19 protein-coding genes are annotated in these 24,292 nt (G+C 65.9%); 11 read left to right on the top strand and 8 right to left on the bottom strand.

Annotation, left to right across the window (positions count from 1 at the left end):
• Positions 1–4: 4 nt before the first annotated feature.
• The 4 genes from AABB87_RS09770 to AABB87_RS09755 all read right to left on the bottom strand — a co-directional run bounded on the left by AABB87_RS09770 (position 5) and on the right by AABB87_RS09755 (position 5,804).
• A complete protein-coding gene (locus AABB87_RS09770; RefSeq protein ID WP_341971057.1) occupies positions 5–1,897 on the bottom strand; it encodes a bifunctional diguanylate cyclase/phosphodiesterase in 1,893 nt (630 codons plus the stop codon).
• A gap of 144 nt (positions 1,898–2,041) precedes the next feature.
• Complete coding sequence (locus AABB87_RS09765; protein ID WP_341971056.1) at positions 2,042–3,637, bottom strand: glycoside hydrolase family 10 protein; 1,596 nt, start codon at positions 3,635–3,637, stop codon at positions 2,042–2,044.
• On the bottom strand, positions 3,634–4,923 hold the full coding sequence (locus AABB87_RS09760; RefSeq protein ID WP_341971055.1) for an MFS transporter: 1,290 nt from the start codon (positions 4,921–4,923) through the stop codon (positions 3,634–3,636). Before AABB87_RS09760 ends, AABB87_RS09765 begins: the two co-directional genes overlap by 4 nt.
• Entirely contained in the window at positions 4,920–5,804 is an 885-nt protein-coding gene (locus tag AABB87_RS09755; RefSeq protein WP_341971054.1) for an N-acetylmuramic acid 6-phosphate etherase, read from the bottom strand. The genes AABB87_RS09760 and AABB87_RS09755 overlap by 4 nt, the downstream gene beginning before the upstream one ends.
• Positions 5,805–6,068: 264 nt before the next feature.
• Here AABB87_RS09755 and bufA2 point away from each other — a divergent pair, with 264 nt between their 5' ends.
• The 3 genes from bufA2 to AABB87_RS09740 all read left to right on the top strand — a co-directional run bounded on the left by bufA2 (position 6,069) and on the right by AABB87_RS09740 (position 8,236).
• Positions 6,069–6,356 (top strand): BufA2 family periplasmic bufferin-type metallophore, encoded by a 288-nt coding sequence (bufA2, locus tag AABB87_RS09750; protein WP_341971052.1) that lies wholly within the window; start codon positions 6,069–6,071, stop codon positions 6,354–6,356.
• Between the two features lie 114 nt (positions 6,357–6,470).
• On the top strand, positions 6,471–7,406 hold the full coding sequence (bufB, locus tag AABB87_RS09745) for an MNIO family bufferin maturase (protein WP_341971051.1): 936 nt from the start codon (positions 6,471–6,473) through the stop codon (positions 7,404–7,406).
• Positions 7,407–7,420: 14 nt separating this feature from the next.
• On the top strand, positions 7,421–8,236 hold the full coding sequence (locus AABB87_RS09740; RefSeq protein ID WP_341971050.1) for a DNA-binding domain-containing protein: 816 nt from the start codon (positions 7,421–7,423) through the stop codon (positions 8,234–8,236).
• 35 nt (positions 8,237–8,271) lie between these two features.
• On the opposite strand, the gene AABB87_RS09735 is transcribed toward AABB87_RS09740, so the two are convergent.
• Complete coding sequence (locus AABB87_RS09735; RefSeq protein WP_341971049.1) at positions 8,272–10,641, bottom strand: fatty acid cis/trans isomerase; 2,370 nt, start codon at positions 10,639–10,641, stop codon at positions 8,272–8,274.
• 80 nt (positions 10,642–10,721) lie between these two features.
• Positions 10,722–11,711 (bottom strand): LLM class flavin-dependent oxidoreductase, encoded by a 990-nt coding sequence (locus tag AABB87_RS09730; RefSeq protein WP_341971048.1) that lies wholly within the window; start codon positions 11,709–11,711, stop codon positions 10,722–10,724.
• Between the two features lie 141 nt (positions 11,712–11,852).
• Between AABB87_RS09730 and AABB87_RS09725 the strand changes: the two genes are divergently transcribed.
• On the top strand, positions 11,853–13,208 hold the full coding sequence (locus AABB87_RS09725) for an HDOD domain-containing protein (protein WP_341971047.1): 1,356 nt from the start codon (positions 11,853–11,855) through the stop codon (positions 13,206–13,208).
• Between the two features lie 11 nt (positions 13,209–13,219).
• On the opposite strand, the gene AABB87_RS09720 is transcribed toward AABB87_RS09725, so the two are convergent.
• On the bottom strand, positions 13,220–14,101 hold the full coding sequence (locus AABB87_RS09720) for a hypothetical protein (RefSeq protein ID WP_341971046.1): 882 nt from the start codon (positions 14,099–14,101) through the stop codon (positions 13,220–13,222).
• A 289-nt stretch (positions 14,102–14,390) separates the two neighbouring features.
• Here AABB87_RS09720 and AABB87_RS09715 point away from each other — a divergent pair, with 289 nt between their 5' ends.
• The 6 genes from AABB87_RS09715 (at position 14,391) to AABB87_RS09690 (ending at position 21,321) form a co-directional block, all read left to right on the top strand.
• A complete protein-coding gene (locus AABB87_RS09715; protein WP_341971045.1) occupies positions 14,391–14,939 on the top strand; it encodes a peroxiredoxin in 549 nt (182 codons plus the stop codon).
• Entirely contained in the window at positions 14,936–16,321 is a 1,386-nt protein-coding gene (locus AABB87_RS09710; RefSeq protein WP_341971044.1) for an amidase, read from the top strand. Before AABB87_RS09715 ends, AABB87_RS09710 begins: the two co-directional genes overlap by 4 nt.
• Positions 16,322–16,542: 221 nt before the next feature.
• A complete protein-coding gene (aqpZ, locus tag AABB87_RS09705; protein ID WP_341971043.1) occupies positions 16,543–17,235 on the top strand; it encodes an aquaporin Z in 693 nt (230 codons plus the stop codon).
• Positions 17,236–17,343: 108 nt separating this feature from the next.
• Complete coding sequence (locus AABB87_RS09700) at positions 17,344–17,931, top strand: response regulator (RefSeq protein WP_058721635.1); 588 nt, start codon at positions 17,344–17,346, stop codon at positions 17,929–17,931.
• Between the two features lie 93 nt (positions 17,932–18,024).
• Positions 18,025–20,475 carry a penicillin acylase family protein gene (locus AABB87_RS09695; protein WP_341971042.1) on the top strand — a complete coding sequence of 817 codons (2,451 nt, stop codon included), beginning with the start codon at positions 18,025–18,027 and terminating at the stop codon, positions 20,473–20,475.
• A 42-nt stretch (positions 20,476–20,517) separates the two neighbouring features.
• Positions 20,518–21,321 (top strand): hypothetical protein, encoded by an 804-nt coding sequence (locus AABB87_RS09690; protein ID WP_341971041.1) that lies wholly within the window; start codon positions 20,518–20,520, stop codon positions 21,319–21,321.
• A 41-nt stretch (positions 21,322–21,362) separates the two neighbouring features.
• Here AABB87_RS09690 and cadR read toward each other — a convergent pair whose 3' ends face one another.
• Positions 21,363–21,842 (bottom strand): Cd(II)/Pb(II)-responsive transcriptional regulator, encoded by a 480-nt coding sequence (gene cadR, locus AABB87_RS09685; RefSeq protein WP_341971269.1) that lies wholly within the window; start codon positions 21,840–21,842, stop codon positions 21,363–21,365.
• Between the two features lie 64 nt (positions 21,843–21,906).
• Between cadR and AABB87_RS09680 the strand changes: the two genes are divergently transcribed.
• A complete protein-coding gene (locus AABB87_RS09680) occupies positions 21,907–24,171 on the top strand; it encodes a heavy metal translocating P-type ATPase (protein ID WP_341971039.1) in 2,265 nt (754 codons plus the stop codon).
• The last annotated feature ends 121 nt before the right edge of the window (positions 24,172–24,292 follow it).

Genomic DNA, 24,292 nt, shown 5'->3' with positions numbered 1-24,292 from the left:
TTGCTCAGGCGGGCTCGCGCTCTGGCGCTGTGAACACCTTGAAGCCGTCGCCGCCGGCGTGTTTGGCTTCGTACAAGGCCAGGTCGGCTTGTTTGAAGAGTTCTCCGGTGCCGCAGTCGCGGCCAACAAACAAGCTGATGCCTATGCTGCAGCGGCAGGGCCAGTCCGGCGCGCCCGCCCCCAGCGCAACCGGCGCGTTCAAGGCTTCGAGGATCTTGCTGGCGATCAGGCCGGCGTTGGCGGCGGCACTGGCGCGGTCTTCACCTAAGCCGCTCAGCAGCACCACGAATTCATCGCCGCCCATGCGGGCCACGGTGTCCTGACCCCGCATCAAGGCCTTCATGCGGCGGGCCACCTCGATCAGGAGTTGGTCCCCGGCATCGTGGCCCCATTGGTCATTGAGGCGCTTGAACTTGTCCAGGTCCAGCATCATCAAGGCACAGAACTGCCGGCTGCGCTGGCTGGCCGCGAGGGCTTGTTCCAGCCGGTCGCTCAGCAGGCGGCGGTTGGGCAGCTGGGTCAGCTGATCAAGGTAGGCCATCTCCCGCATCTGGTCTTGAATCGCCTTGCGCTCGCTGATGTCGCGCACCGAGATGTAGAAGCAGGGCTCGCCGGCAATCTCAAAAGCGCTGACATTGAGTTCCACGTCGCGCAACTCACCTGCCGGCCCTTTGCGGATCAGCGTTTCCAAGCTCAGCAATTCATTGCCCGCGCGCAGGGCGACAAAGGTTCGCGCCCGGGCCCGCTTATCCGGCCACAGCTGCAGCAGTTCGAGCCGGCTCATGGCCACGAGTTGATCGCGGCTCAGGCCCAGCAACTCGCACATGCGGTCGTTGACGATGTTCAGGCGTCCCTTGCCGTCCAGCACCATGATGCCGTCGCTGGCGCGCTTCAAATACATGCGATTGCGCAGGCTGGCTTGCAAGGTGGCTTGGGTGGCGCGGCGCAGGGTCAGGCCCAGCAGCACCGAAACGATGGCGAAGCAGCAAACCAAAGCAGCGGCCGCTGCGATCTCGCCATACCAGCCGCGCAGATAGTCCTGGCTGGCCAAGCCTACGGCCAGCAAAAAAGGCGCGGCATGCAAGCGCCGCATGCTCACCACCCGATCGATGCCGCCGGCACCGTCGGCATTATGGAAATTGCCAGTCTCGACGCCGGCATCAATCAACTTCTGGAATTCCTTGGACACGATGCGGTTGCCGACCTCACCCGCTGGGCTGCCGTGCAGCGGCGGGTTGCGCGCGATCAAGCGCTGATCGGCGTCGCGCAAGGCGACAGTGCCGCCGCTGCCAAGGTCTAGCCCGTAGATCAGCTGGCTGAAATACTCAACACCGATGGGGGCGATCACCACGCCGGCGAAGCGCCCCTGGGCGTCCACAAAGCGGCGTGCCGAGACAATCACAAAGCTCTGGTCGACGCGCGAGCGGAGCAGGGGCGACAGAATGCGCTGCGGCTCGGTCTGGGCCTTGGCGCGCTGAAAATAGTCCCGGTCAGCGATGTTGACGACATCGGCGGCGGGCTCCACACCCTCGTTGACCAGGCCATTGCCCTCGGCGTCGTAGACGCGCAAGGCCGGCAATTCGGGCATGTTTTGCAGGCGTCGCGCCAGAAAGCGCAAGGCTTGGTCCTTCTGGATGCCGCCGGCGCGGATTTCCCGCTCCAACTCGTCGGCCACGCTGGCCAGCACCAGATCAATCTTCTCGATGCTGCTGGAGATATTGCCGTCCAGCGTGCTGGCGATATTGGCCGTTTGCGCGTAGGCTCGCTCATCAAAGAGCTGTTTGCTGCTGCTCAGCGACCACCAGAAGAAGATCGCCACCGTTGCGTTGGCGAGCAAGAGAATGGCCACGATGGAGGGCCAGAGCCACGACTCCCTGCGGGTGCTGAGTTTGGGCATGAAGGGGCGGAATGGGTGGGCGCGGCTCACAGCCACGCAGCGGATCAAAAACTTGAGCCCAATTGGACCTCATCCCGCATGTGGCTGATGGTGCCAACAGGCGCTCATTCGTGGCTTTATTCCGGCCCGACTAGCCGCAAGGGCTCAGGCGAGCCGGAAAGCGCTCCGTGGTCCCTCGATGCCAACCCGGCTCAGGCGCGAAATCACCAGGGCATTGAGATCCTGTGCTGCGATGACAAACTCGCTGCCGAGCTGCCAGCGCCATTGCTCGCCATGCCGGGTCCAAAGCAGGTAGCGCCCGCTTTCGGCCGGCTTGCCGGGCGGCAGGCGCAACTGCCAGGCCGGTGCGGCATCGGGCTGGCCGCCTGAGGGCAGGGCCAGCAGCAGTGGGGTGGGGGCAGGCTCCGGCTGGCTTGCATCAAGCCAGGGCGTGGCCGGCGGCACGGCGGCTTGGCCGTAGACGCCTTGCTTGAGCGCAAGCGCCAGGCCGCGCCGGTTCTGCAGCAAGGCCACCATGCTGAAGTGCGCATGGCCGGTGGCGGGCGCGCGGGAACGCTGCATCTCGATCTGGGCGCTGATCTCGCTGATCGGCCAGCTGTCGGCCTTGTCCGTCACCTTGCTGGTGAACAGGCCCGGCCAGATATGGCGCTGCAGCGGGTTCTGCGCGTGCCAATAGTCCAGCAAGACATCAAACGCCTGCGGCGCTTGCTTGATCGGCCAGTAGAGCTGGGGCGCCAGATAGTCCAGCCAGCCATTGGCCAGCCACAGCTCCACATCGGCATAAAGCTTGTCGTACTGGCTGAAGCCGGCAATGCCCGGCGGCCGCAGCGCCGGCTTGGGTAGGCCGAAGGGGCTGATGCCAAAGCGCACCCAGGGCTTGCTGCTGAGCCGGATGGTTTGCTGCATACGCTGCACCAGCTGATCGACATTGCGGCGACGCCAGTCCGCGCGGCTCAGGCTGCCACCGCTTTGCACAAAGCGCTGCCAGCTCGGCTCATCCGGGAAATCAAGCTCTTGCTTGCTGGTCGGCTCGGTGATGGGATAGGGATAGAAATAGTCGTCGATGTGGATGCCGTCCACCTCGTAGCGCGCCAGCACATCAGCGATGACGGCCAGGCAGTGGTTGGCGGCGGCTTCTTCGCCGGGGTCGATCCAAAGCTGGTCGCCGTAGCGCTTGACCCATTGCGGCTGGGTCTGGCTCAGGTGGCTGGCGGCGGGCGCCGATTGGGCCTGGCTTTGGCGCGCGCGGAAGGGGTTGAACCAGGCGTGCAGCTCCAGCCCGCGCGCATGGGCCTCGTTGATCCAAAAGGCCAGCGGGTCGTAGAAGGGCTCTGGGGCCAGGCCTTGCGTGCCGCTCAGGTACTCGCTCCATGGCTCCAGCGCGCTGGGGTAGAGCGCATCGGCGCTGGTGCGCACCTGCAAGATGATGGCGTTGAGCTTGAGCGCCACGGCGCTGTCCAGCAGCGTCCGCACTTCGGCCTGCTGCTCGGCCGTGCTGAGGCCTTTGCGGCTGGGCCAGTCGATATTGGCCACCGTCGCCACCCAGGCGGCGCGGAACTCGCGCGGCACTGCGGGCGCTTGCTCGGCCAGTTCGGGCGCGGGCAGCAAGCGCGGTGGATTGGCCAGGGCAGGCTTCAGCGGCGACTGCGCGCAAGCCATCAGCGCGGCGGCGCTGCCGCCGAGCAGGCTGCGGCGCGACAAGGCTTTGGACTTGGCCGTGGGCTTGAGCTCGGCACTCATGCGGGCTCCTCGTCCTGCTTCTTGCCGAAGTCGGCCGGGATCTTGATCAGCGCCGCCATAGCGAAGGAAGGAATCGTGGCCACCAGCACCCAGATGAAGAAGTTCAGATAGCCCAGCTGATCCTGCAGCCAGCCGCTCCACATGCCAGGAATCATCATGCCCAGCGCCATGAAGCCGGTGCAGATGGCGTAGTGCGCCGTTTTGTGGGGGCCGTCGGCGACCAGAATCATGTACATCAGATAGGCGGTGAAGCCCAGGCCATAACCGAATTGTTCAACGGCCAGCGCCGCGCTGATCAGTACCAAGCTGCCCGGGTGGGCCAGAGCCAGGGCCACAAAAGCGATATTGGGCACATGCATCATCAGCACCAGCGGCCACAGCGCTTTTTTAAGGCCTACGCGCGAGATGATCCAGCCACCCAGCAAGCCGCCCACGGTCAGTGCAGTGAGGCCCACCGTGCCGTAGGCGATGCCGACCTGCTTGGTCGTTAGCCCCAGGCCGCCGTCGGCTTGGCTATCCAGCAAGAAAGGCGTGGCCAGCTTGAGCAACTGCGCTTCCGGGAAGCGGTAAAGCAGCAAAAAGCCCAGGATCACCCAGATGCCGGGCTTGCGGAAGAACTCCGCAAACACTTGCAAGAAGTCGCGCAGCAAACCGGCCGAGCCGGCGCGGCCCGGCCCTTGGGCATCGGCCGCGGGGCGTGGCAGCACGAGGAAGTGATAGGCCGCCATCAGCGCAAACAGCCCGGCCAGCAGCGCGAAGACAGCGCTCCATGCTGTCGTCATGCTGCCGGTGCGCTCTTGCAGCTCACCGGCCAGATAAACCAGGCCGCCCTGGCCGCCGATATTGGCCAGGCGGTAGAAGGTGGAGCGCACGCCGACAAAAGCGGCCTGGCTGTGCTGCGGCAGGGCCAGCATATAAAAGCCGTCCGCAGCGATGTCGTGCGAGGCCGAGGCAAAGGCCATCAACCAGAACACCGCCAGCGTGACCTTGAACGCCTGCGGGCCGGGGATGGTCAGGGCCACCATGGCCAGGGCCACGCCGATCAGGAATTGCAGCGCAATGATCCAGCTGCGCTTGGTGTGGAAGAGCTCAATCAGCGGCGACCACAGCGGCTTGATGACCCAGGGCAGATAGAGCCAGCTGGTGTAGAGCGCGATGTCGGTGTTCGAGAGCCCCAAGTTCTTGTACATGATGACCGACAGCGTCATCACCACCACATACGGAATGCCTTGGCCGAAATAGAGCGAGGGGATCCAGCGCCAGGGATTGGCTAATTTTTCGCTCATGGTGATAGCAAGGCCTGGCGCAGATTGCCGTCGGCGGCGTCCAGGGCAGCGCGAGCCTCGCCCACGCTCAGCTGCTTGTTCAGGGCCAGCACCGCCAGCTTGACGTGGTGGCCGCACTGCGCCAGCACGGCTTGCGCGCGCGCCTCATCGGCGCCGCTGATGCGCATGGTCAACGCCAGGGCGCGTTGCAGCAGCTTGGCATTGGTGGGTTTGAGGTCCACCATCAGATTGCCGTAGACCTTGTTGAGTTTGACCATCAGTGCGCTCGAGAATGTGTTGAGCGCTATTTTCTGCGAGCTACCGGCCTTCAGCCGCGTGCTGCCTGCAATCAATTCGGGTCCGGTGTCCAGAAAGATGCCGATATCGGCCTGCGCCGTCAGCGCCGCCCCAGGGTTGTTGGCAAAACCCAGGGTTAATGCGCCCCCTGCGCGTGCCGCCCGCAGAGCGCCCATCACATAAGGCGTGGCGCCGGAAGCGGCCAGCAGCAAGACCACATCGTTGGGCGTGGGCGCCAGAGCCAGCATCTCGGCCGCGCCTTGCGGGCCATCGTCTTCCGCCCCTTCAATGGCCACAAACATGGCCCGCTCGCCTCCGGCCAGCAGGGCCAGGGCGCGCTCGCGCGGCCAGGAAAAGGTGGGGTAGAGCTCCACGCTGTCCAGCACACCCAGCCGGCCCGAGGTGCCGGCACCCACATAAATCAAGCGGCCGCCGGCCTGGATGCGCGGCAAGGCCGCGGCCACCGCAGCAGCAATCTGCGCGCCCGCCGCCTGCACCGCACGCACCGCGTCGAGCTGGTCCTGCACCAAGGTATCCACCAGCGTGGGCAGGGCGTAGAGGTCCAGATCGGCGTGTTGGGTGCTGGAGGCTTCGGTGTTCAACATGGTGGGTGAGGGCTGCAGCCAGGCAGCCAAGCATGACAAGGTGCTGCCGACTCTAGTGAGTTCGCTGCGCTCACGCCAATATGCAGCGTCTTTGCTCCCATAACCCCAGCTCATTCAGAAATGTTGAGATATTTTTTTGGCGGGCTGTAAGAAGGGCGGGGTGTCGGGCGACACAAGCAGCGTGGGCGTATCAAGCGCCTGCATGAAGCGTTAAACCTTGTCACCCCTTTCTTCCATTTCATCCATTCCATCCAGGAGCAAGTCATGCAACAAACTACTTCCAGCCTCAAGACCCTGTCCGCCACCGGCCTGAGCATCGCTGCTGCTGCCGCCACCTTGTTCGCCGCCGCTGGCTTCGCCACCGTGGCTCAGGCCGCTGACGGCGATATGGGCAAGGTCAAGTGTTCGGGCATCAATGGCTGCAAGGGCAGCTCCGAATGCAAAACCGCCAAGAGCGAGTGCAAGGGCCACAACAGCTGCAAGGGCCAGGGCTGGGTCAGCAAGAAGACGGCAGAAGAATGCACCAAGGAAGGCGGCAAGGTGCTGAAGTAAGCAAAAGAAGGCAGCCACTGTCACTGGGGCGGGGCAAGACCTGACCCTGCCCCATGTCACATGCCCGATGTATTGACCGCGCTGGCCGCGCCTTGTTCCACAGGATCGATCACCATGCCCGTCCCCTCGCCCTCACCCCTGCAAGGTTTCGGCCTTGGCTTGCGCAGCGAGCACTACGCTGCTTTTTCCGATGCCGCGCGGCCGCTGCCCGCTGGGCTCAAGCCGGACTGGCTGGAGATCATCAGCGAAAACTATCTGGTGCCGGGCGGCCGCCCGCTGTGGCACTTGGAACGCATTCGCCGGGACTATCCCTTGGTGATGCACGGCGTGTCGATGTCGATCGGCAGCAGCGACGCGCTGAATTTGGACTATTTGCGCGCGCTCAAAGCCCTGGCTGATCGGGTGCAGCCGGCCTGGGTGTCCGACCACCTGTGCTGGACCGGGGTGGACCACCGCAATCTGCACGATCTGCTGCCCATGCCCTACACCGAAGCCGCGCTGGCGCATCTGCTGCCGCGCATCGCTCAGGTGCAAGACCTGCTGCAGCGGCCGCTGGTGTTGGAAAACGTGTCCAGCTATATCCGCTTCGCCGAAGACGAGATGAGCGAGGCCGAGTTTGTGGCCCAGCTGCTGCGCCGCAGCGGCTGCCGCCTGCTGCTCGACGTCAACAATGTTTATGTCTCCAGCCGCAATCACGGCTTTGATGCCCGCGACTACATCGATTACATGCCGCCCGAGCAAGTGGTGCAAATCCACCTGGCCGGCCATGAGGATCAAGGCGACTTGATCATCGACACCCATGACGCGCCGGTGTGCGACGCGGTCTGGCAGCTTTACGTCTACACCGTGCTGCGCTTGGGGGCCAAACCCACCATGATCGAGCGCGATGACAAGATCCCGCCGCTGCAGGACTTGCTGCTGGAGCTGGATCAAGCGCGCCAGCTGGTGCGCCAGACCTGCAGCCCAATGAGCCCTCAGCCCAGGCCTGAGCCTATGCGCCAGCGGGTCTGGCCCTTGCCCCCTAGGCAAGACCTGGCCCCGGCCGCTTGACCGGGGTGCGCCGCATGATCAGCTCAAGCACAAACTCTGACACCGCCCTGCGCCGGCAACAGCAGTGGCTGCAGGCTCAGATCGCGGGTGAGGATTCGCCCGATCCGCCATCAGGCCCCGCCACCTTCAGCCCCGGCCTGCGCGCCTACCGCCATGCCTACCGCGCCCGCCTGCAAGCGGCCTTGCGTGACAACTATCTGGTCTTGCACCGCGCGCTGGGCGATGAGGCTTTTGATGCATTGGCACTGCGCTACCTGAACGCCTGCCCGCCCCGCCAGCCTTCCATCCGCTGGTTTGGCGATGGCCTGGCTGAATTCATGGCGGACGAGGCGCAGCTGCATCCCTCCTTGATCGAGCTGGCCCGCATGGACTGGGCTTTGCGTGCCGCCTTCGATGCGGCCGAGGCCGCCGCCCTGCTAGGCGTGGAGGACTTGGCTGCACTTGCGCCCGAAGACTGGGGCCCCCAATGCTTTCGGCTGCAGCCCAGTGTGCAACTGCTGACCCTGCAATGGGCGATTGAGCCGGCTTGGCGGCAGCTGCGTGAGTACGGCCCGGAGCAAGGTGATGCGGAACCCGAGCTCGCGGAGCCCGAGGCGCATGCGCATTGGCTGCTGATCTGGCGTGACGCCGCGCTGGAAACGCGCTGGCGATCCCTTGAACCGCTGGAAGCGCAGCAACTGCTGGCCCTTCAGGCGGGCGAAAGTTTTGCGAGCCTTTGCGAGATGACGGCCAAGGCCGCCGCCGGGCCCGAGCAGAGTCAGCACGCCGCCGCCCTAGCCGCACAGGCCCTGGGCCGCTGGTTGGGCGAGGGGCTGCTGGCGCGTGACTGAAGCTGGCCGGCTCTGGGATTCAGCAGCTCGGCGCCTTAGCGATTCTCCAGCCGGTTGTAGTCAAACAAGCCGCCGTCCGGCCCGGCCAGGCGGGGCCTGGCGCGGTGCAAGGCGTCGCTGGCGGCCCAGAAGTCGGGGTTGCTGCGGCGCACGGCCCAGCGGTCAGCCAGGCGGCGGTAGTCGGCTTCGCTGCTCAGGGCGGCCACGGCGGCGCTGAACTCGGTCAACTCGCTGGCCTTCACCCGCAGCAGCACATTGGGGTAGGCGCCGATCAGGCCATTGGCCACCGTGAGGGCGTTCTCGGCCGGCAGTAGCTCGCCTTCTTCGCGCAGCAAGCGGGTCATATTCAGGTGGCCCAGTTCGCGCAGCAGGCTGAAGTAGCGCGGCGGCCCGGCCACCTCGCTGACTTCCATGAACAGCGTCGCCGGCAGCCAGCCCAGGCTGGGGCCGCGCAGGGCGGCCAGCTGGGCCAGATCGCGGCGCAGGCTGGCGTTAGGCTCTTGCTGCAAGGCCCAGCGTTGCGGCAGGGCGGGGCCGATGCGCTTGGCCAGCAGGCTCAGCAATTCAGTCTTGGGGTCGGCGGTCTTGAAGGGGATGGCGCTTTCATGCGTGCCGGTCAACGCCAGGGTTTGCATTTGTTCCAGCGCCGCGGGCCGGGCCTCGCGATACCAATGCGCCACCACGCCGGGCCGGGCCGCACGCGGCAGCAAATTGATGAAATTGGACTCACCCTCCATGCGCAAAAAGTCCATGAATAGCCGGCTGTGCAGCTGATGACCGATGTCGCCGTAGACATCAAAGCCGGCCGCCAGCAAATAGAAGATGCGCTCGAACAGCGGGTAGCCGATCACCCAGGCCGTTTTTGGCGTGTCGCCCACCAGGCCTTGGACGACGCTGGCGCTTTCAAACTGGCGGAACACGGTCAGTGCGGCGTTGGGGTTATGGCGGTCGCCGTCCCACACCATGGCCAGGGTGGGGCCGCCGTGGGCGGCGAAGTTGGCGCTCAGGCTTTGCGCCTTCTCGCGCTGGAACTGCTTTTCCTGTTTGGCGTAAATGGTCCAGAAGTCGAACACCGAGGCATCGCTGCCCTGGGCGGCCGGCAGGCCGGCGGCGGCGCCGGCGCGCAGCACCAGCTCGCTGGCGTCATGGCCCAGGCTGCTGTCGGGGTCGGTGAAGAAAACCCAGAAGCGATCCTCAATCACGTTCAGCGCCACCTGGCCCCGGCACACCGGGCCTTTGATGAAGTTCATGATGAAGAACTGCGCGTCGTCCAGCAAGAAGCGGTAGCGCGCGTCGCTGGGCATGGCCTGGAAGCTGGCCAGGCCGTTGGAGGCCATGGTGGGTTCGTAGCTGGGCAGCTGCGTCACCTCGTAGCGCGGCTTCAAGAACAGGGCGCGGTAGCGTTCGCGCCTTGCCGCGTCGAAGCGGTAAGGCATATGCGTTTTGGCGACGATGGGTTCCAAGTCACGCTGCAAGCGGTAGTAAAAAGGCGCGCTTCCGGGGTCGTCAAACGGCCGCCTTGTGGCGATGGGCGCAATCGCCTGGCCGGGCGGCGTGCTGCTGCGCACCAGCTTGTAGGCTTGGCGCGCCGCCTCGTCGCTGAGGTAGAGGTGGCCCAGGAATAAATGCTCGTAGAGGTAGCGGCTCATCAGCCGCTCTTTATTGCTGCCTCCGTTGTTGAGGAATTTCTCCCAGGCTATCACTTCGCGCTGCTCGGTGGCCGTGGGGGCCGGGGCGCCGTCATCGGGCGCACCGGTTTCCAGCCAGCGTGCCACTAGATTTAATTCCTCGGCGCTGATGCCGGGCAGGCCGTAAGGCATGCCGGCCAGGGGATGGGCCTTGGCATGGGCCTCGAAGTTCTCGATTCGCGGGCAGCTTTGCGCACGGTCCATCGAGAAGTCAAAAGACTTGGCCGGCAGCACGTCCACCGCCGGCAGCGGATGCTCTTGCTTGAGCAGCAGGCTGCGGTAGAGCAAGCTGGCCGAGCGCATGGCCTGCGGCGTGTTCTCAAATTCGTTGAGCACCGGCTGGAAGCCACGCTCGCGCCATTGCGAGGCCACTTGCGCGTCGGTGAACAGGCGCGTCGGCTCGGCTGGGCGCAGGCGGGTGCCGTCGTACACCGGGGTGCTGCTCAGGCCGCGTGCGATGCCCTCCCAGCTGCCCAGTTTGAGTTGGCAGGGCGCGTCGTAGCAGGCGTGGCAAACCACGCAGCGGCTTTGCAGCAAGGGTTTGATTTGCTGCTGATAGCTCACGCCGCCGGGCGGCATCGCTTGGGCCTGGTCATAACGCTGTGGATCAGGGGCGCCATGCTCGCGCTGGTAAGCCTGCTGATTCAGCGCCGCGCAAGCGGACAAGAGCAGAGCGGGTAGGGCGACAGCGCAGCGGCTGACAAGGCGGTGAGTCAAGAGGGCAGGCATGGCGAAAAAAGCAGTGGCGCAGCCCCGCAAGAATAGCGCGCGGGTTTTACCAAACGCCTCGCGTGCCCTCAGAGTGCCGCGAGCAAGGCGTAGGAATGGCGCCTGGCGGCATCGTCATGCACGGCGCAGGCGACGATGAACTCATCGGCACCGGTGCGCGCCTGGGTGGCCCGCAGGCCGGCGGCCACGGTGGCGGGCGAACCCACCAGCGACTCCGCCAACATGCGTCCGACCCCGGCTTCTTCCTGCGGTGTCCAGCGCCCGGCCATGCTGTCCACCGGGCGCGGCAGCAGGCCGCGCTGGCCGCGCTGCATGCCCAGAAAGCGCTGCTGCAGCGAGGTGAAGAGGTAGGCGGCCTGCGCATCATCGTCGGCCACCACCACGTTCAGGCCCACCATGGCATAGGGCTTGGGATGCTTCTCGCTGGGGCGGTAGTGGGCGCGGTAGAGATCCAGCGCCTGTTGCAGCAAATCGGGCGCGAAGTGGGAGGCGAAGGCAAAGGGCAGGCCCAGGTAGGCCGCCAGCTGGGCGCTGTAGAGGCTAGACCCCAGCAGCCAGATCGGCACCTCGCTGCCCTGGCCGGGAATGGCGCGCACGACCTGACCCTCGCGGGCCGGGGCCAGATAGCTTTGCAGCTCGATCACATCGTCGGGGAAACGGTCTTCGCTGGCGCTGCTGAGGTGGCGGCGCAGCGCCCGCATGGTGGCTTGATCGGTGCCAGGGGCGCGGCCCAGGCCCAGATCGATCCGATCCGGGAACAGGCAGGCCAGGGTGCCGAACTGCTCGGCCACCACCAGCGGCGCATGGTTGGGCAGCATGATGCCGCCGGAGCCGACCCGCAAGGTCTTCGTGGCCGCCGCGAGCTGTCCAATCAGCACGGCAGTGGCTGAGCTGGCCACACCGTCCATATTGTGGTGTTCCGCCACCCAGAAGCGGCGGTAGCCCAGGGCTTCGGCATGCTGGGCCAGGGCAATGCTGCGGCGCAAGGCCTCGCCGGCATTGCTGCCTTCAACGATGGGGGCGAGGTCGAGAACGGAGAGGGGGCAGGGATGAGGCATGGGGCCAGTCTAGTCCGCGCGCTGTTTTTCTGCCGAGCCAAGGTCTTGGCGCCGAAGTGGTTCAACGTAAGCCGAATTGGCCCGGATTGCCCCGGCTTCACGACCGAGCGTGCCGGCCGAAAAGCTGCGAGGCTAGCGGGAATGAGTTTTTTGTCCCAAATCTTGTCTTGCTTGCCTGGGCGCAAGCCAGCTGCATCCGCGCCTGCTCCCTTGCCGGCGCGCGCACGCGTGGCCGCGCCTGTACAGGCGCCTGCCGGCCTGCCCGCCGCGGAACCGGTCTTGACCGTGGTTGGCGCGCGCCGGCCGCTGGTGTCGGCGCAAGGGCATTTGGCGGGCTTTGAGTTTCAACTCGGCGCGGCCCAGCAGGAGCGCCTGCTGGCGCGTGCCGACGCCAGCACCGGTGCCGCTCATGCCAATGCCTTGCTAGCGGCCATGCGTTTGTGCGTGGCCCAGGGTCTGCGGGCCTTGACCGAATTGCCACTGGCCTGGTTGGCGCGCAGCTTGGATGCGAATGAACAGCCCGGCGCAGTGTTGGCCGGCATGGTCTTGCTGATTCGACCCGGTGCCCCTTTGGCCAGCAGCGAGCAAGCCCTGACCCTGCTGGCGCGCTTGCGTGCCGCCGGTGCCCTGGTGGGCTGGCGCCAACAACATGGCCAGGCTTTGGCTGAGTTGGGCCGACCCGACTTCATCGTGCCCCAATTGGCTGAGGCCAACAGTGATGCCGCACGCCGCCAGGCCATCAGCCTGTGCCTGCTGCAAAGCGGCGCCCTGCCGCAGCTGCTGCTGGACTTGCCGGATGTTGATGCGCTGGAAGCCTTGCTGAACCAGCCCTCGGTGATGCTGGCCAGCTGCCGCCTGGATGCGGCGGCGCCTGCCGGCCCGGCCGCCGATTTGAGCCATGCCCTACCGCCTCAAGCCGCTGCCCTGATGCAGCTGCTGGGCCGCCTGGTGCGCGACGATGATGTGGCTCTTCTGGCTGCCGACATCAAGGCCGACGCGGCGCTGAGCGTGCGCCTGCTGCAGCATCTCAATAGCGCGGGCGCCAGCCCGGGCCGGGTGCTGGATTCGATCGAACATGCGGTGATGGTGCTTGGCCGCGACGCGCTTTACCGCTGGACTTCCCGCCTGCTGGTGCGTTTGGCGCCGCCGCGCCCGGCCGGCCAGGCCTTGCAAGCGCATGCGCTGGCGCGGGCCCGTTTGCTTGAAGCCTTGGCACGCGCCAGCGGCGAGGCTGAGTCGGGTGCTTTGTATTTGCTGGGCCTGGCCAGCAGCCTGCCGCGCCTCCTGGGTTGCCAGGCCGCCGCGGCGGTGGCGATGTTGCAGCTGCCGCCATTCGCCAAGCAAGCGATGTTGGAGGGCAGCGGGCCCTGGGCGGCTTATCTGAGCTTGGCGCAAGCTTTGGATGCGGGCCCGCCAGGCGAACAGTTCGACGCCCTGGCCGCGCCCTTCGGAGGCGCCGAGGCGGTGCAGCTGCTGGCCGCGCAGGCCTGGGAATAATCATGCCTGGCTTAGAGCCTGGCGTCGTAGCTGATGTGGTGGCCGGCGCTGCGCTCGGCGCGGATGCTGCTGTACTTGGACAAGGTGGCCGCTGTTTTGCCGGGCTTGCTGAGCAACCAGTTGAAGTCCAGCTCGCAGCTCTGCACCGGTGATTTATTGGGGGTGCTGCCGCCCAGGCCTAGGCCCACATTGTTCAGCGCCAGGTCAAGGTCAAGGGTGCTGATCCGCCAGGCCGGGCCGCCGTTGGCATTGGCGTCATAACTGCTTGGCACGGCGGTATCGCCCTTGAAGCTGCTGCCGTCTGCGCGCACGCAGCTCAGCGCGGTCTGCAGGCTCAGCGGCGCATCGCCGGCCAAATCCATGCGTACCCACAGAAAGCCGCTTTGCCGCCCGAGGTTGATGGGGCCGGTCGGGCTCAGGATGCGAAAGGGCGCCGGCATGGTGACGCTGCTGGCGTGCGCCTCACCGGCACGCACGAAGTTGACGACGACGCTGGGTTGCGCTGAGCCGTCGGCAAAGTCCACCGCATAGTCCATGCGGTATTTGTCGATATTGCGTAGCTCGCTTTGTTGGCCGCCCAGGCTGGCCGTCAGGGTGTCGCCCTTGGTGGGGCGCACAACGGTCAGCAAGTTGGCTGTCTTGCCCAGGCGCGCCGCCACATGCACCTGGCCACCCGACGATTGCGTCACCACATATTTGGGGCTGATGTCGCCGACCACGACGGTGTCGGACTCGGTGCAGTTGTAGAGCACGCACAGCGAGGCTTCGGTCGTGTCCTTGACGAAATGGTCGATCTCACCACTGCCGCCCCCGCAGGCGCTCAGCGCCAGCAGCAAGCCCAGGGCGGTGAGCCCGCGCCGTGGCAGGGGGATCATGGCGTGACGATGGCTCATATCGCTGTTCATTTGGGTGGCTGATGGGACGGCGATTGTGGGTTGCCGCCTGTGCTGCGGCGGGTGTCAAAAGTCATGGCGGCAGCCGAGTTGGCAGCATTCACCTGTCACGGCTGGGTCATGCCGGCGTGGCGGTGCTGGGCTTGGCCTGGGCTTCATGCCCGCTTGTCCGATGGGTCGGCCCGGTTATCCGCGCTGGGCCTTAGCAAGAGCGTGGTGAAACAGGCATCATCGGGCTGTCAATCAGTCAATCCAACTTCTTCCTTTAGCTAAACAGGCGGTCCAGCTCATGCAATTCAAACAACTCTCCAGTCTCGCCCTGTGCGGCCTCATGCTGATCAGCCCCTGGGCCCAGGCCGCTCTGGCCGTGGGTGCCCCGGCGCCTGACTTTGCGGCCGAGGCGGCGGTGGGCGGCAAGCCCTTCCAGTTCAAGCTGGCGGCTGCGCTGAAGGAAGGGCCGGTGGTGCTGTACTTCTACCCCAAGGCCTTCACCAGCGGCTGCACGATCGAAGCCCATCAGTTCGCCGAGGCGACCGATCAGTTCAAGAGCCTGGGCGCCACCGTCATCGGCATCTCCAACGATGACATCGAAACGCTGAAGAAGTTCTCCATCGAGGCCTGCCGCAGCAAGTTCGCCGTGGCCGCCGATGCCGGTGCCAAGGTGATGAAGAGTTATGACGCGGCCCTGACCCTGGTGCCCGGCATGGCTGACCGCATCTCTTACTTGATCAGCAGCGATGGCAAGATCGCCGCCGTCTATGCCAGCCTGAGCGCCGACGGCCACGTCGAGCAAATGCTCAAGGCCGCCGCCAAGCTCAAGGCGGCCACCAAGCCATGACCGGTGGGCCCTTGCAGGGCTGGAGCGCGACTCAGCTGCTGGCGGCCTACCAGGCCCGGCAGCTCTCGCCTGTGGAGGTGCTGGACGCGGTGTTGCGGCATATCGAAGCCTGCGAGCCGCAGCTGCACGCGCTCTATGCGTTTGACCCGGACTCAGCCCGGCAGCAAGCCCGCGCTTCCGAAGCGCGCTGGCTCAAGGGTCAGGCCTTGCCTCTGGACGGCCTGCCGCTGACCCTGAAGGAAAACATCGCCACCCGCGGCACGCCGCTGCCGCTTGGCACGGCAGCGACCGAGCTGATCCCGGCGACTGAGGACGCACCGCCCGCCGCCCGCTTGCGCGAAGCCGGCGCGGTGCTGATGGCCAAGACCACCATGCCTGACTACGGCATGCTCAGTTCGGGCCTGTCCAGCTTTCACCCGCTCAGCCGCAACCCCTGGGATTTGAGCAAGAACCCGGGCGGCAGCAGCGCCGGTGCGGCGGCCGCCGCGGCAGCCGGCTATGGCCCCTTGCATGTGGGCACCGACATCGGCGGCTCGCTGCGCCTGCCGGCCGGCTGGTGCGGCATCTTCACGCTCAAGCCCAGCGGCGGTCGCATTCCCATCAAGCCGGCCTACGCCGGCCGGGTAGCCGGGCCTATGACCCGCACCGTTGCCGACGCGGCGCTGATGATGCGTGAGTTGAGTCGCCCCGACTGGCGTGACGCCACAAGCCTGCCGCCGCAGGCGCTGGACTGGCAGATTCGCCCGACTCCTCTCAAAGGCTTGAAGCTGGGACTCATGCTCGATGCCGGCTGGGGCATGGCCGTTGATCCCGAGGTGGCCGCTGCCGTGCGAGACGCGGCGCAGCGCTTCGCCGCTGCCGGCGCGCAGGTGGAGCCGTTGGCCGGCTTCAGCACGCGCACCATGATTGAGGGCCTGGATAAGTTCTGGCGCATGCGTTCCTGGCTGGACTTTTGCAAGCTCCCGGCCGAGCGTCAGGCCCTGGTGTTGCCCTATATCCGCGCCTGGGTGGAGACGGCGGCGGGCTTGTCCGCTGCCGAGCTGTTCGAGGGCTATAGCCAGATGGCGGCTTTCCGAGAAGCGGCGGTGGCGGCTTGTGAGCCCTTTGACTATGTACTCTCGCCGGTCAGCCCGGTGCCAGCATTTGCGGCCGAATGGGCCAGCCCGCTGAACGACCCGACGCGGCCGTTTGAGCACATCGCCTTCACCTTGCCCTTCAATATGAGCGAGCAGCCTGCCGCCAGCATCAACTGCGGCTACACGGCGGCTGGCCTGCCGATCGGCTTGCAAATCATCGGCAAGCGCTTTGACGATGTGGGTGTGCTGGGCCTTGCTGCCGCCTTTGAGCAGTTGCGCGCGCCGCAGCGGGCCTGGCCTCTTTGATCCCCTTTCAGCCCCTCTGAACCCCTGAAGCAAGCGCCGGCAGCCTGGCGCACCGGGTCATCCCGCTTGGGTATTTGTCACCTCTATCCGTGACACTGCGCGGGGCCGAGGCGCGCTGACAATGCGCGCTGCTTTGGCCGCTTAGCTGCCAGGACGACGGCGCCACCCGAGGGACGGATCGCCGCGTCAATCATTCCATTCACACGATTGAGGGGTTCAGGATGAATAAATACGGTGCAGAGTTTCTGGGCACTTTCTGGCTGGTGCTAGGCGGCTGCGGCAGCGCGGTCTTGGCGGCCGTGTTCCCTGGCGCACTGGGCATTGGCTTTCATGGCGTGGCCCTGGCCTTCGGCCTGACGGTGTTGACCATGGCCTTCGCCGTCGGTCATATCTCGGGCGGTCACTTCAACCCGGCCGTGTCGATTGGCCTGTGGGCCGGTGGCCGCTTCCCGGCTGCGCAGCTGCTGCCCTATATCGCCGCCCAGGTGCTGGGTGGCTTGGCTGCCGGTGGCGTTTTGTACTTGATCGTCAGCGGCCGTGCTGACTTCAGCAGCATTGGCGACTTCGCATCCAACGGCTTCGGCGAGCATTCGCCTGGCAAGTACTCGCTGCAAGCGGCGCTGATCACCGAGGTGGTGATGACCGCCTTCTTCCTGCTGATCATCATGGGCGCCACCGACAAGCGCGCCCCGGCCGGCTTCGCGCCCATCGCCATCGGCCTGGCCCTGACCCTGATTCACCTGATCAGCATCCCCGTCACCAACACCTCGGTCAACCCGGCGCGCAGCACCGGTGTGGCGATCTATGTGGGTGGTTGGGCTGTGGAGCAGCTGTGGTTGTTCTGGGTGGCGCCCATCATCGGTGCCGTCATCGGCGCGCTGGGCTACCGCATGGTGGCTGGCGAACAGCGCTGAGCCATACGCTGAGTTCCAAGCCCATGAAAGCCGGCCTCAGGGTCGGCTTTTTTTCGTTTAGGTGCAGGACGCGGGTGTTAGATTGGGCATCCGCCAAGAAAGCCGACCATGTTCTTTGATCTGTTCGACACCCTCAATCTCTATCTTCTGCCTCTGCTGATCGTGGTGCCCCTGGCCGTGGTGGTCTGGTTCATCAGCGCCCGGCGCGGCGAGGAGACCCGTGCCTTCAAGGCCACGCAGGCGGCCAACACCACCCAGATGCCCGAGCTGGAGGCGGCGCCCGTGCCGCCAGCGCCTCCGGCGCCTGAACCCGTACCTGCTGCGCCTGCCAAGCTGCTGCTGGTGGATGACTCGGCCGTGGCCCGGGCCAAGCTGGGCAAGCTGTTCCAGGGCGCGGGCTATGAAGTCACGCTGGCACGCGACGGTGTCGAGGCGCTGGAGCGCTTGGCCGAGCAGCGCTTTGCGGTGCTGATCACCGATTTGGAAATGCCCAATAAGGACGGCTTCGAGCTGATCGCTGCCGTGCAGGGCAGCATGGAGACCGAGGACATGCCGGTCATCGCTATCACCGGCCACGACGAGATGCAGGCCCGGGTGCATCAGGTGCAAGGGCTTTACGGCATCTTCAAAAAGCCCTGGAACGATCGCGAGTTGCTCAAGCGCGTCGAGACCCTGGCCAGCTTGCGCAAGGCCTGACCCTCACCCTGGGCTGCGCCGGGTAAGCCCATGGCTTGAACCGGCCCAGGCTGTGCTGCAATCGGGCCTGTCCTGATTGCTGCATGCGCCGCCATGAAATCCTTCTTGCTGAAAAAAGTCCTGCCCGGCCTGCTGGTCCTCTTGCTGCTGGGCGCCGCCGTGTTGGCCTGGCATGTGCGCAGCAAGCAGCCGCAGCGCAGTGGTGAGCTGGCCCTGGCCGGCTTGAGTGCCGCTGTCACGGTGCGTTATGACGATTTCGGCGTGCCGCATATCAGCGCCGGCAATGAAGCCGATATGTATCGCGCCCTGGGCTATGTCCATGCGCAAGACCGCTTGTTCCAGATGGAGATGCTGCGCCGCCTCTCGCGCGGTGAGCTGGCCGAAATCCTCGGCCCCAAGCTGCTGGACACCGACCGCCTGTTCCGTACCCTGGGCATCCGTGCCCATGCAGATGCCTACGCGGCCAAGGAATTCGCCCAGGTCGACACACCGGCCAAGCAAGCGCTGGTGGCTTATCTGGACGGCGTTAACCAATTCCAGGCCCAGAGCCCCGCGCCGCTGGAGTTTGAAATTCTGGGCATCCCCAAGCGCCCCTTCACCCCGGCCGATACCGTCAGCATCGCTGGCTATCTGGCCTACAGCTTTGCGGCCGCTTTCCGAACCGAACCGGTGCTTAGCCAGGTGCGTGATCAGCTGGGGCCGCAGTACCTGGCCCTGTTCGACCTGGCTTGGCGGCCCGACGGCGTGCTGCGCCAACAGCTGCGCCCCGGCGATATGCAAGACCTGAACCGCCTGGCCCTGCTGAGCCACACGGCGCTGGAGCAATCGGGCCTGCCGGTGTTTGAGGGCAGCAATGCCTGGGCCGTGGCCGGCGCGCGCAGCGCCAGCGGCAAGCCGCTGTTGGCGGGCGACCCACACATCCAGTTCGCCGTGCCGGCAGTCTGGTACGAGGCCCATTTGCAAGCGCCTGGCTTTGAGCTCTATGGCCATTTCCAGGCCCTCAACCCCATGGCTTTGCTGGGGCATAACGAGAAATTCGGCTGGAGCATCACCATGTTCCAGAACGATGACCTCGATCTGGTGGCCGAGCGGGTCAACCCGGCCAATGCCAATGAGGTCTGGCACCAGGGCCGTTGGGTGGCTTTGCAGAGCCGGGTCGAGAGCATTGCGGTTAAGGGCCAGCCCGCCGTGGAGTTGACCCTGCGGCGCTCGCCGCATGGCCCCATCGTCAGCGACATCGTGCCTGGCAAGAAGGCGGCTGACCAAGCGGACCCAGCTGATAAAGCCGGCACACCCATCGCCATGTGGTGGGCCTTGCTGGAAACCGAGAACCCGGTGCTGCAGGCTTTTTACGAACTCAACCGTGCCGACACCTTGGCGGCAGGCCGTGCGGCGGCCGAGAAGATCCACGCCCCGGGCTTGAACGTGGTGTGGGCCAATGCCGCGGGTGACATCGCCTGGTGGGCCGCCGCCCGCCTGCCGATCCGCCCGGAGGGCGTGAACCCCAGCTTCATCCTCGATGCCGGCAAGGGCGAGGCCGAGAAGCTGGGCTGGCGCCCCTTCGCCCAGAACCCGCAGGAAGAAAACCCGGCGCGTGGCTATGTGATGTCGGCCAACCACCAGCCAGCGGGCAGTGTGCCGGTGCCGGGCTATTACAACTTGTGGGACCGCGCCGAGCGCCTGGATTCACTCTTGCGTGAGCCCAGCATCCGCTGGAACAGCGCCAACACGCGCGCCTTGCAGCTCGATGTGGAGTCGGGCTATAGCGCCCGTGTGCTGCGGCCGGCCTTGCCTTTGCTGCGTGCCGCAGCGCAGGGCGAAGAAGAGAAAGCCTTGGTCGAAGAACTGGCGGCCTGGGACGGTAAGTTCAGCCTGCCGCAGCGCGCGCCGGTGCTGTTCCAACAGTTTTTGTGGGAGCTAGCACGCGCCGCGTTGGCCGATGAACTGGGCGAAGCTGCTTTTGACAATCTGCGCCGCAGCCGCTTGCTGGCGCCCGCGCTGCCGCGGCTGCTGGCCGACCCGCAGTCCCCCTGGTGGGACAAGCGCGGCACGCCCGCCGTGGAGAGCGAGGCAGAAATCGTCAAGGAAGCCTGGGTCGCCACCCTGGCCCATTTGCGCAGCGGCTTGGGTGCGGATGCCAAGCGCTGGACCTGGGGCGGGGCGCACACGCTCACGCATGAACACCCCTTGGGCAAACAGGCGCCGCTGGACAAGATCTTTAATGTTGGCCCCTGGGCCGTGCCCGGCGGCTATGAGCTGCCCAACAATATGACGGCGCGTTGGGATGATGCGCCCTGGAAGGTGCTAACCGGCCCCTCCACCCGCCGCATCATCGACTTCGCGCAAGCCGGACAGAGCCAGGGCATCAACCCGGTTGGGCAGAGCGGTGTGTGGGGCGATGCGCATTACGACGACCAGACGAAGCTGCATGCGGCGGGCCGCTACCGGCCGCAGCATTTGCTGGAGCAGGATGTGCAGACCCATAGCCGCAGCACCCTGGTTTTCAAGCCCAAACTCGGCGTGCAGCCCGTGCAGCAGCCCTGAGGTCATACGTCGATTGGGCGCAGCAGTAACGGCATCACCATCATGCAAGACCTGACCCCCATGCTGCTGCTGGCAGCCGCCTTGTTTGCTGCCAAGCCGGCGGCAGCGCTGGAGTTGCCGGCACCGGCCGTGCTGCAAGCCAGCTTGGCCGCCAAGGCGCAAACCATCGAGGTGCTGGAGCCGCATTTGAGCGGCGGCCAGCGCCGGGTGCGTTATTTGGGCTATCCGGCGCCGCAGCTGCTGGATCATTTGCTGGGCCTGCGTTGGCGCGAAGATGCCGAGCAGGAGATTGAGTTGCGCGCGCTGGACGGTTTTGTCTCGCGCATTCCGGTGGCGCGCTTTTTGACGCATGCGGCTTTTCTGGTGGTGGCGCGGGCTGACGGTGCGGCCTTTCAGGTGGACAACCAGCTGCAGAACGAAAAGGCGGTCGCGCTCGCGCCCTATTACCTGGTGTGGGACAACCTGCGCTCGTCCGAGCTGCAGGCCGAAGGCGGCGCGTTGTGGCCTTACCAAGTCGCGCAGATCAGCCTGCGCCCCAGCAGCCGCGCGGCGCTGTTGCCCGGCCAGATGGCCAAGCGCTGGGCCACCCAAGCCGCTTGGGTGCAGAAGTACTGCCTCAGCTGCCATCAGGTCAATGGCTATGGCGGCGACAAGATGCCGCTCAACTTGGCGCAGCGGGCGCGCGAGCTTGATGCGGCGGCGTGGCAGCGCCAGTTGCTATCACCCACCAGCCTCAAGCCAGGCAGCAGCATGCCGGCTTTGCCGGACAGTTTCAGCCCTGCCTCGCGCGCCAGCGTGGCGGCGCAATTGCATGATTACCTGAAGGCCTTGCCGCTGGCGCCTTGAGTGCGCCCGGAGACCAGGCCGCCCGGCGCGGTGAAGTCTGCTTACTTGGCCGAACGCTGCCGGCCACTGTGCGCCGCGCCCACATGGGCCAGGCCGCTGCGTGGCGCGGTGGTGCTGGCAGCGGTGCCATCCATCTGACCCAGCTCTTTCAAAATGGCACAGTCGGCCCCGGCCGCGGCGGACTTGCAGCGCGCGCGCAGTTCCACCAACTCCTGCTCCAGCGCCCGCAACTCCACGACCCGTTCGGCCACATGCTGGATATGGGCGTCCAGCAAGGCGTTGACGTCGCCGCAGTCTGCGCTGGGCGCATCTTTGAAGCTCAGCAGTGCGCGGATTTCGTCCAGCGCCATGTCCAAGGAGCGGCATCGGCGGATGAAGGCCAGGCGCTGCACATGCGCGTCTTCGTAGCTGCGGTAATTGGCGACGGTGCGCCGTGGCTCAGGGATCAGGCCCTCGCGCTCGTAGAAGCGGATCGCCTCCACCGAGGTCGCCGTTGCCTGCGCCAACTCACCAATCTTCATGGCCATCCCTTTCTGCAATCATCGGGCTTGACTCTATACCCGCTTCAGGGTTTCCAATGACTGCATGACGCACAAACACACGCATTCCCCAGCGGCCGCCAGCGGCCATGAACATGCCCCTGCTCATGCCCATGCTTGCGGCAAGTCGGCCTGTGAGACAGCTTCGTCGCCCAGCTCGCCCGCCGATCCGCTGCCCGCTGACAAGGGCGCTCTGCGCTTTCGCATCCCCACCATGGACTGTGCGGTGGAAGAGTCTGAAATCCGCCGTGCCCTGGAGCCGATTGCCGGCGTCAGCGCCTTGCGCTTCGACCTCAGCCAGCGCGTGCTGTCACTGAAGGCCGAGGCGCCGCCTGTGCTTGAAGCGGCAATGGCTGCCATCCGCAAAGCCGGCTTTGAGCCCACGCCGCTGGACCTTGCAGCGAATGCCGGCACCGATGACGGCCCTGCGCCCATCGCCTCCGGCCTGCCGCGGCTGCTGGCCTCCTTGCTCTTCGCCCTGCTGGCCGAGGCTTTTGCTTTCTTCGCGCCCGACACGCGGCCCTTCCAGCTCGGCGCCATGGCCTTGGCCGCCATCGCCATCGGCCTGGCCGGTTTTGATACCTACAAAAAAGGCTTCTATGCCCTGCGCGTTGGCCGCCTGAACATCAACGCCTTGATGGCGGTAGCGGTGACCGGCGCCTTCCTGATCGGGCAGTGGCCCGAGGCGGCGATGGTGATGGCGCTTTACGCCATTGCCGAGCTGATCGAAGCGCGGGCGGTGGACAAAGCCCGTAATGCCATCAAGACTTTGTTGGCCATGGCGCCGGAGGACGCTGAAGTCCTGCAAGCCGATGGCGGCTGGCTGCGCCAGTTGACCGTCACGGTGGCTGTCGGCGCCACCGTGCGCCTGCGCCCCGGTGAGCGGGTGCCGCTGGACGGCGTCATCACCCAAGGCGCCAGCGCCATCGACCAAGCGCCGGTCACCGGCGAGAGCGTGCCGGTGGACAAGGCTGTGGGCGACGAGGTCTACGCCGGCACCATCAACCAGACGGCGGCGCTGGAATTCCGCGTGAGCGCCTTGGCCTCGAACAGCACCTTGGCCCGCATCATCCACGCGGTGGAAGAAGCACAAAGCGCACGTGCACCCACCCAGCGCTTCGTCGACAAATTCGCCGCCATCTACACCCCGGCGGTCTTCGTGCTGGCTCTGGCCGTGGCGGCCTTCATGCCCTGGTTGATGGGCTGGACTTGGCTGGAGGCGGTTTACAAAGCCCTGGTGCTGCTGGTGATTGCCTGCCCCTGCGCCTTGGTGATCTCCACACCGGTGACCATCGTCAGCGGCCTGGCGGCTGCGGCCCGACGCGGCATTCTGATCAAGGGCGGCGTCTATCTGGAGCAGGCACGCATGCTCAAGGCCGTGGCGCTGGACAAAACCGGCACCATCACCGAGGGCAAGCCGCGCTTGGTGGAGTTCCAGCCCATCGTCGCCAATATGGACCGCGCAGCGCTGGCCCGCTTGGCCCTGGCCCTGGCCAGCCGCTCGGACCACCCGGTGTCCAAGGCTATTGCGCAGGGTTTGGTGAGCGCAGGTGAGGCGACTGCTGTGCAGGACTTCAAGGCCGCCGCTGGGCGAGGTGTTGAAGGGCGCATCGACGGTGGCAACTACGTGCTGGGCAATCACCGCTGGATCGAAGAGCGCGGGCAATGCTCCCCGGCCATCGAGGCGGCCTTGCGTGTGCATGAAGAAGCCGGCCGCACCGTCACCCTGCTGGCGGGTGAGCAGGGCGTGTTGGCCATCTGCGCGGTGGCGGACACGATCAAGCCCTCGTCCCGCCAAGCGGTGGCCGAGCTGATCGCGTTAGGCGTCACGCCCGTGATGCTGACCGGCGACAACAGTGCCACCGCCCAGGCCATTGCGGCCCAGGCCGGCATTGCCGAGGCACGCGGCAATTTGCTGCCGGAAGACAAGCTGGCGGCGATCAAGGAGCTGCAGCAGCGCCATGGCCCGACCGGCATGACGGGCGACGGCATCAACGACGCACCCGCGCTGGCGCAGGCCGATATCGGCTTTGCCATGGGCGGCGCCGGAACCCACACCGCGATGGAAGCGGCCGATGTGATCGTGATGAATGACGATCTGCAGCGCCTGCCGGAAACCATCCGCCTCTCGCGCCGCACCCGCAGCGTGCTGGTGCAGAACATCGCCCTGGCGCTGGGCATCAAGGGCGTCTTCCTGCTGGCGGCCCTGTTCGGCAATGCCAGCATGTGGATGGCGGTGTTCGCCGACATGGGCGCCAGCTTGCTGGTGGTCTTCAACGGCTTGCGCTTGCTTCGCAGCAAGGTGTCGTGAACCAACAGCCCGCCTTGCTGCGGGCTGAACTGCACTGAACTGCGCTGAACTGTGGACTTGGGCCGGCGCTTATCGGCGCTTTTGAATTTTGCCGGGCGGGCAAGATACAAGGTACCGGGAG

The organism is Roseateles sp. PN1 (assembly GCF_038419725.1).
GTDB lineage: Bacteria > Pseudomonadota > Gammaproteobacteria > Burkholderiales > Burkholderiaceae_C > Paucibacter_A.
This window is presented reverse-complemented; position numbering and strand designations above follow the sequence as displayed.

Excerpts from the sequence above, each read along its gene's own strand:
- AABB87_RS09770 (WP_341971057.1), bottom strand. The coding sequence starts at position 1,897 with ATGCCCAAACTCAGCACCCGCAGGGAGTCGTGGCTCTGGCCCTCCATC.
- AABB87_RS09760 (WP_341971055.1), bottom strand. The coding sequence starts at position 4,923 with ATGAGCGAAAAATTAGCCAATCCCTGGCGCTGGATCCCCTCGCTCTAT.
- AABB87_RS09695 (WP_341971042.1), top strand. The coding sequence starts at position 18,025 with ATGAAATCCTTCTTGCTGAAAAAAGTCCTGCCCGGCCTGCTGGTCCTC.
- AABB87_RS09730 (WP_341971048.1), bottom strand. The coding sequence starts at position 11,711 with ATGCCTCATCCCTGCCCCCTCTCCGTTCTCGACCTCGCCCCCATCGTT.
- AABB87_RS09755 (WP_341971054.1), bottom strand. The coding sequence starts at position 5,804 with ATGTTGAACACCGAAGCCTCCAGCACCCAACACGCCGATCTGGACCTC.
- AABB87_RS09765 (WP_341971056.1), bottom strand. The coding sequence starts at position 3,637 with ATGAGTGCCGAGCTCAAGCCCACGGCCAAGTCCAAAGCCTTGTCGCGC.
- bufA2 (WP_341971052.1), top strand. The coding sequence starts at position 6,069 with ATGCAACAAACTACTTCCAGCCTCAAGACCCTGTCCGCCACCGGCCTG.
- AABB87_RS09740 (WP_341971050.1), top strand. The coding sequence starts at position 7,421 with ATGATCAGCTCAAGCACAAACTCTGACACCGCCCTGCGCCGGCAACAG.
- AABB87_RS09725 (WP_341971047.1), top strand. The coding sequence starts at position 11,853 with ATGAGTTTTTTGTCCCAAATCTTGTCTTGCTTGCCTGGGCGCAAGCCA.
- AABB87_RS09715 (WP_341971045.1), top strand. The coding sequence starts at position 14,391 with ATGCAATTCAAACAACTCTCCAGTCTCGCCCTGTGCGGCCTCATGCTG.
- cadR (WP_341971269.1), bottom strand. The coding sequence starts at position 21,842 with ATGAAGATTGGTGAGTTGGCGCAGGCAACGGCGACCTCGGTGGAGGCG.
- AABB87_RS09700 (WP_058721635.1), top strand. The coding sequence starts at position 17,344 with ATGTTCTTTGATCTGTTCGACACCCTCAATCTCTATCTTCTGCCTCTG.
- AABB87_RS09710 (WP_341971044.1), top strand. The coding sequence starts at position 14,936 with ATGACCGGTGGGCCCTTGCAGGGCTGGAGCGCGACTCAGCTGCTGGCG.
- AABB87_RS09690 (WP_341971041.1), top strand. The coding sequence starts at position 20,518 with ATGCAAGACCTGACCCCCATGCTGCTGCTGGCAGCCGCCTTGTTTGCT.
- AABB87_RS09720 (WP_341971046.1), bottom strand. The coding sequence starts at position 14,101 with ATGAGCCATCGTCACGCCATGATCCCCCTGCCACGGCGCGGGCTCACC.
- bufB (WP_341971051.1), top strand. The coding sequence starts at position 6,471 with ATGCCCGTCCCCTCGCCCTCACCCCTGCAAGGTTTCGGCCTTGGCTTG.
- aqpZ (WP_341971043.1), top strand. The coding sequence starts at position 16,543 with ATGAATAAATACGGTGCAGAGTTTCTGGGCACTTTCTGGCTGGTGCTA.
- AABB87_RS09680 (WP_341971039.1), top strand. The coding sequence starts at position 21,907 with ATGACGCACAAACACACGCATTCCCCAGCGGCCGCCAGCGGCCATGAA.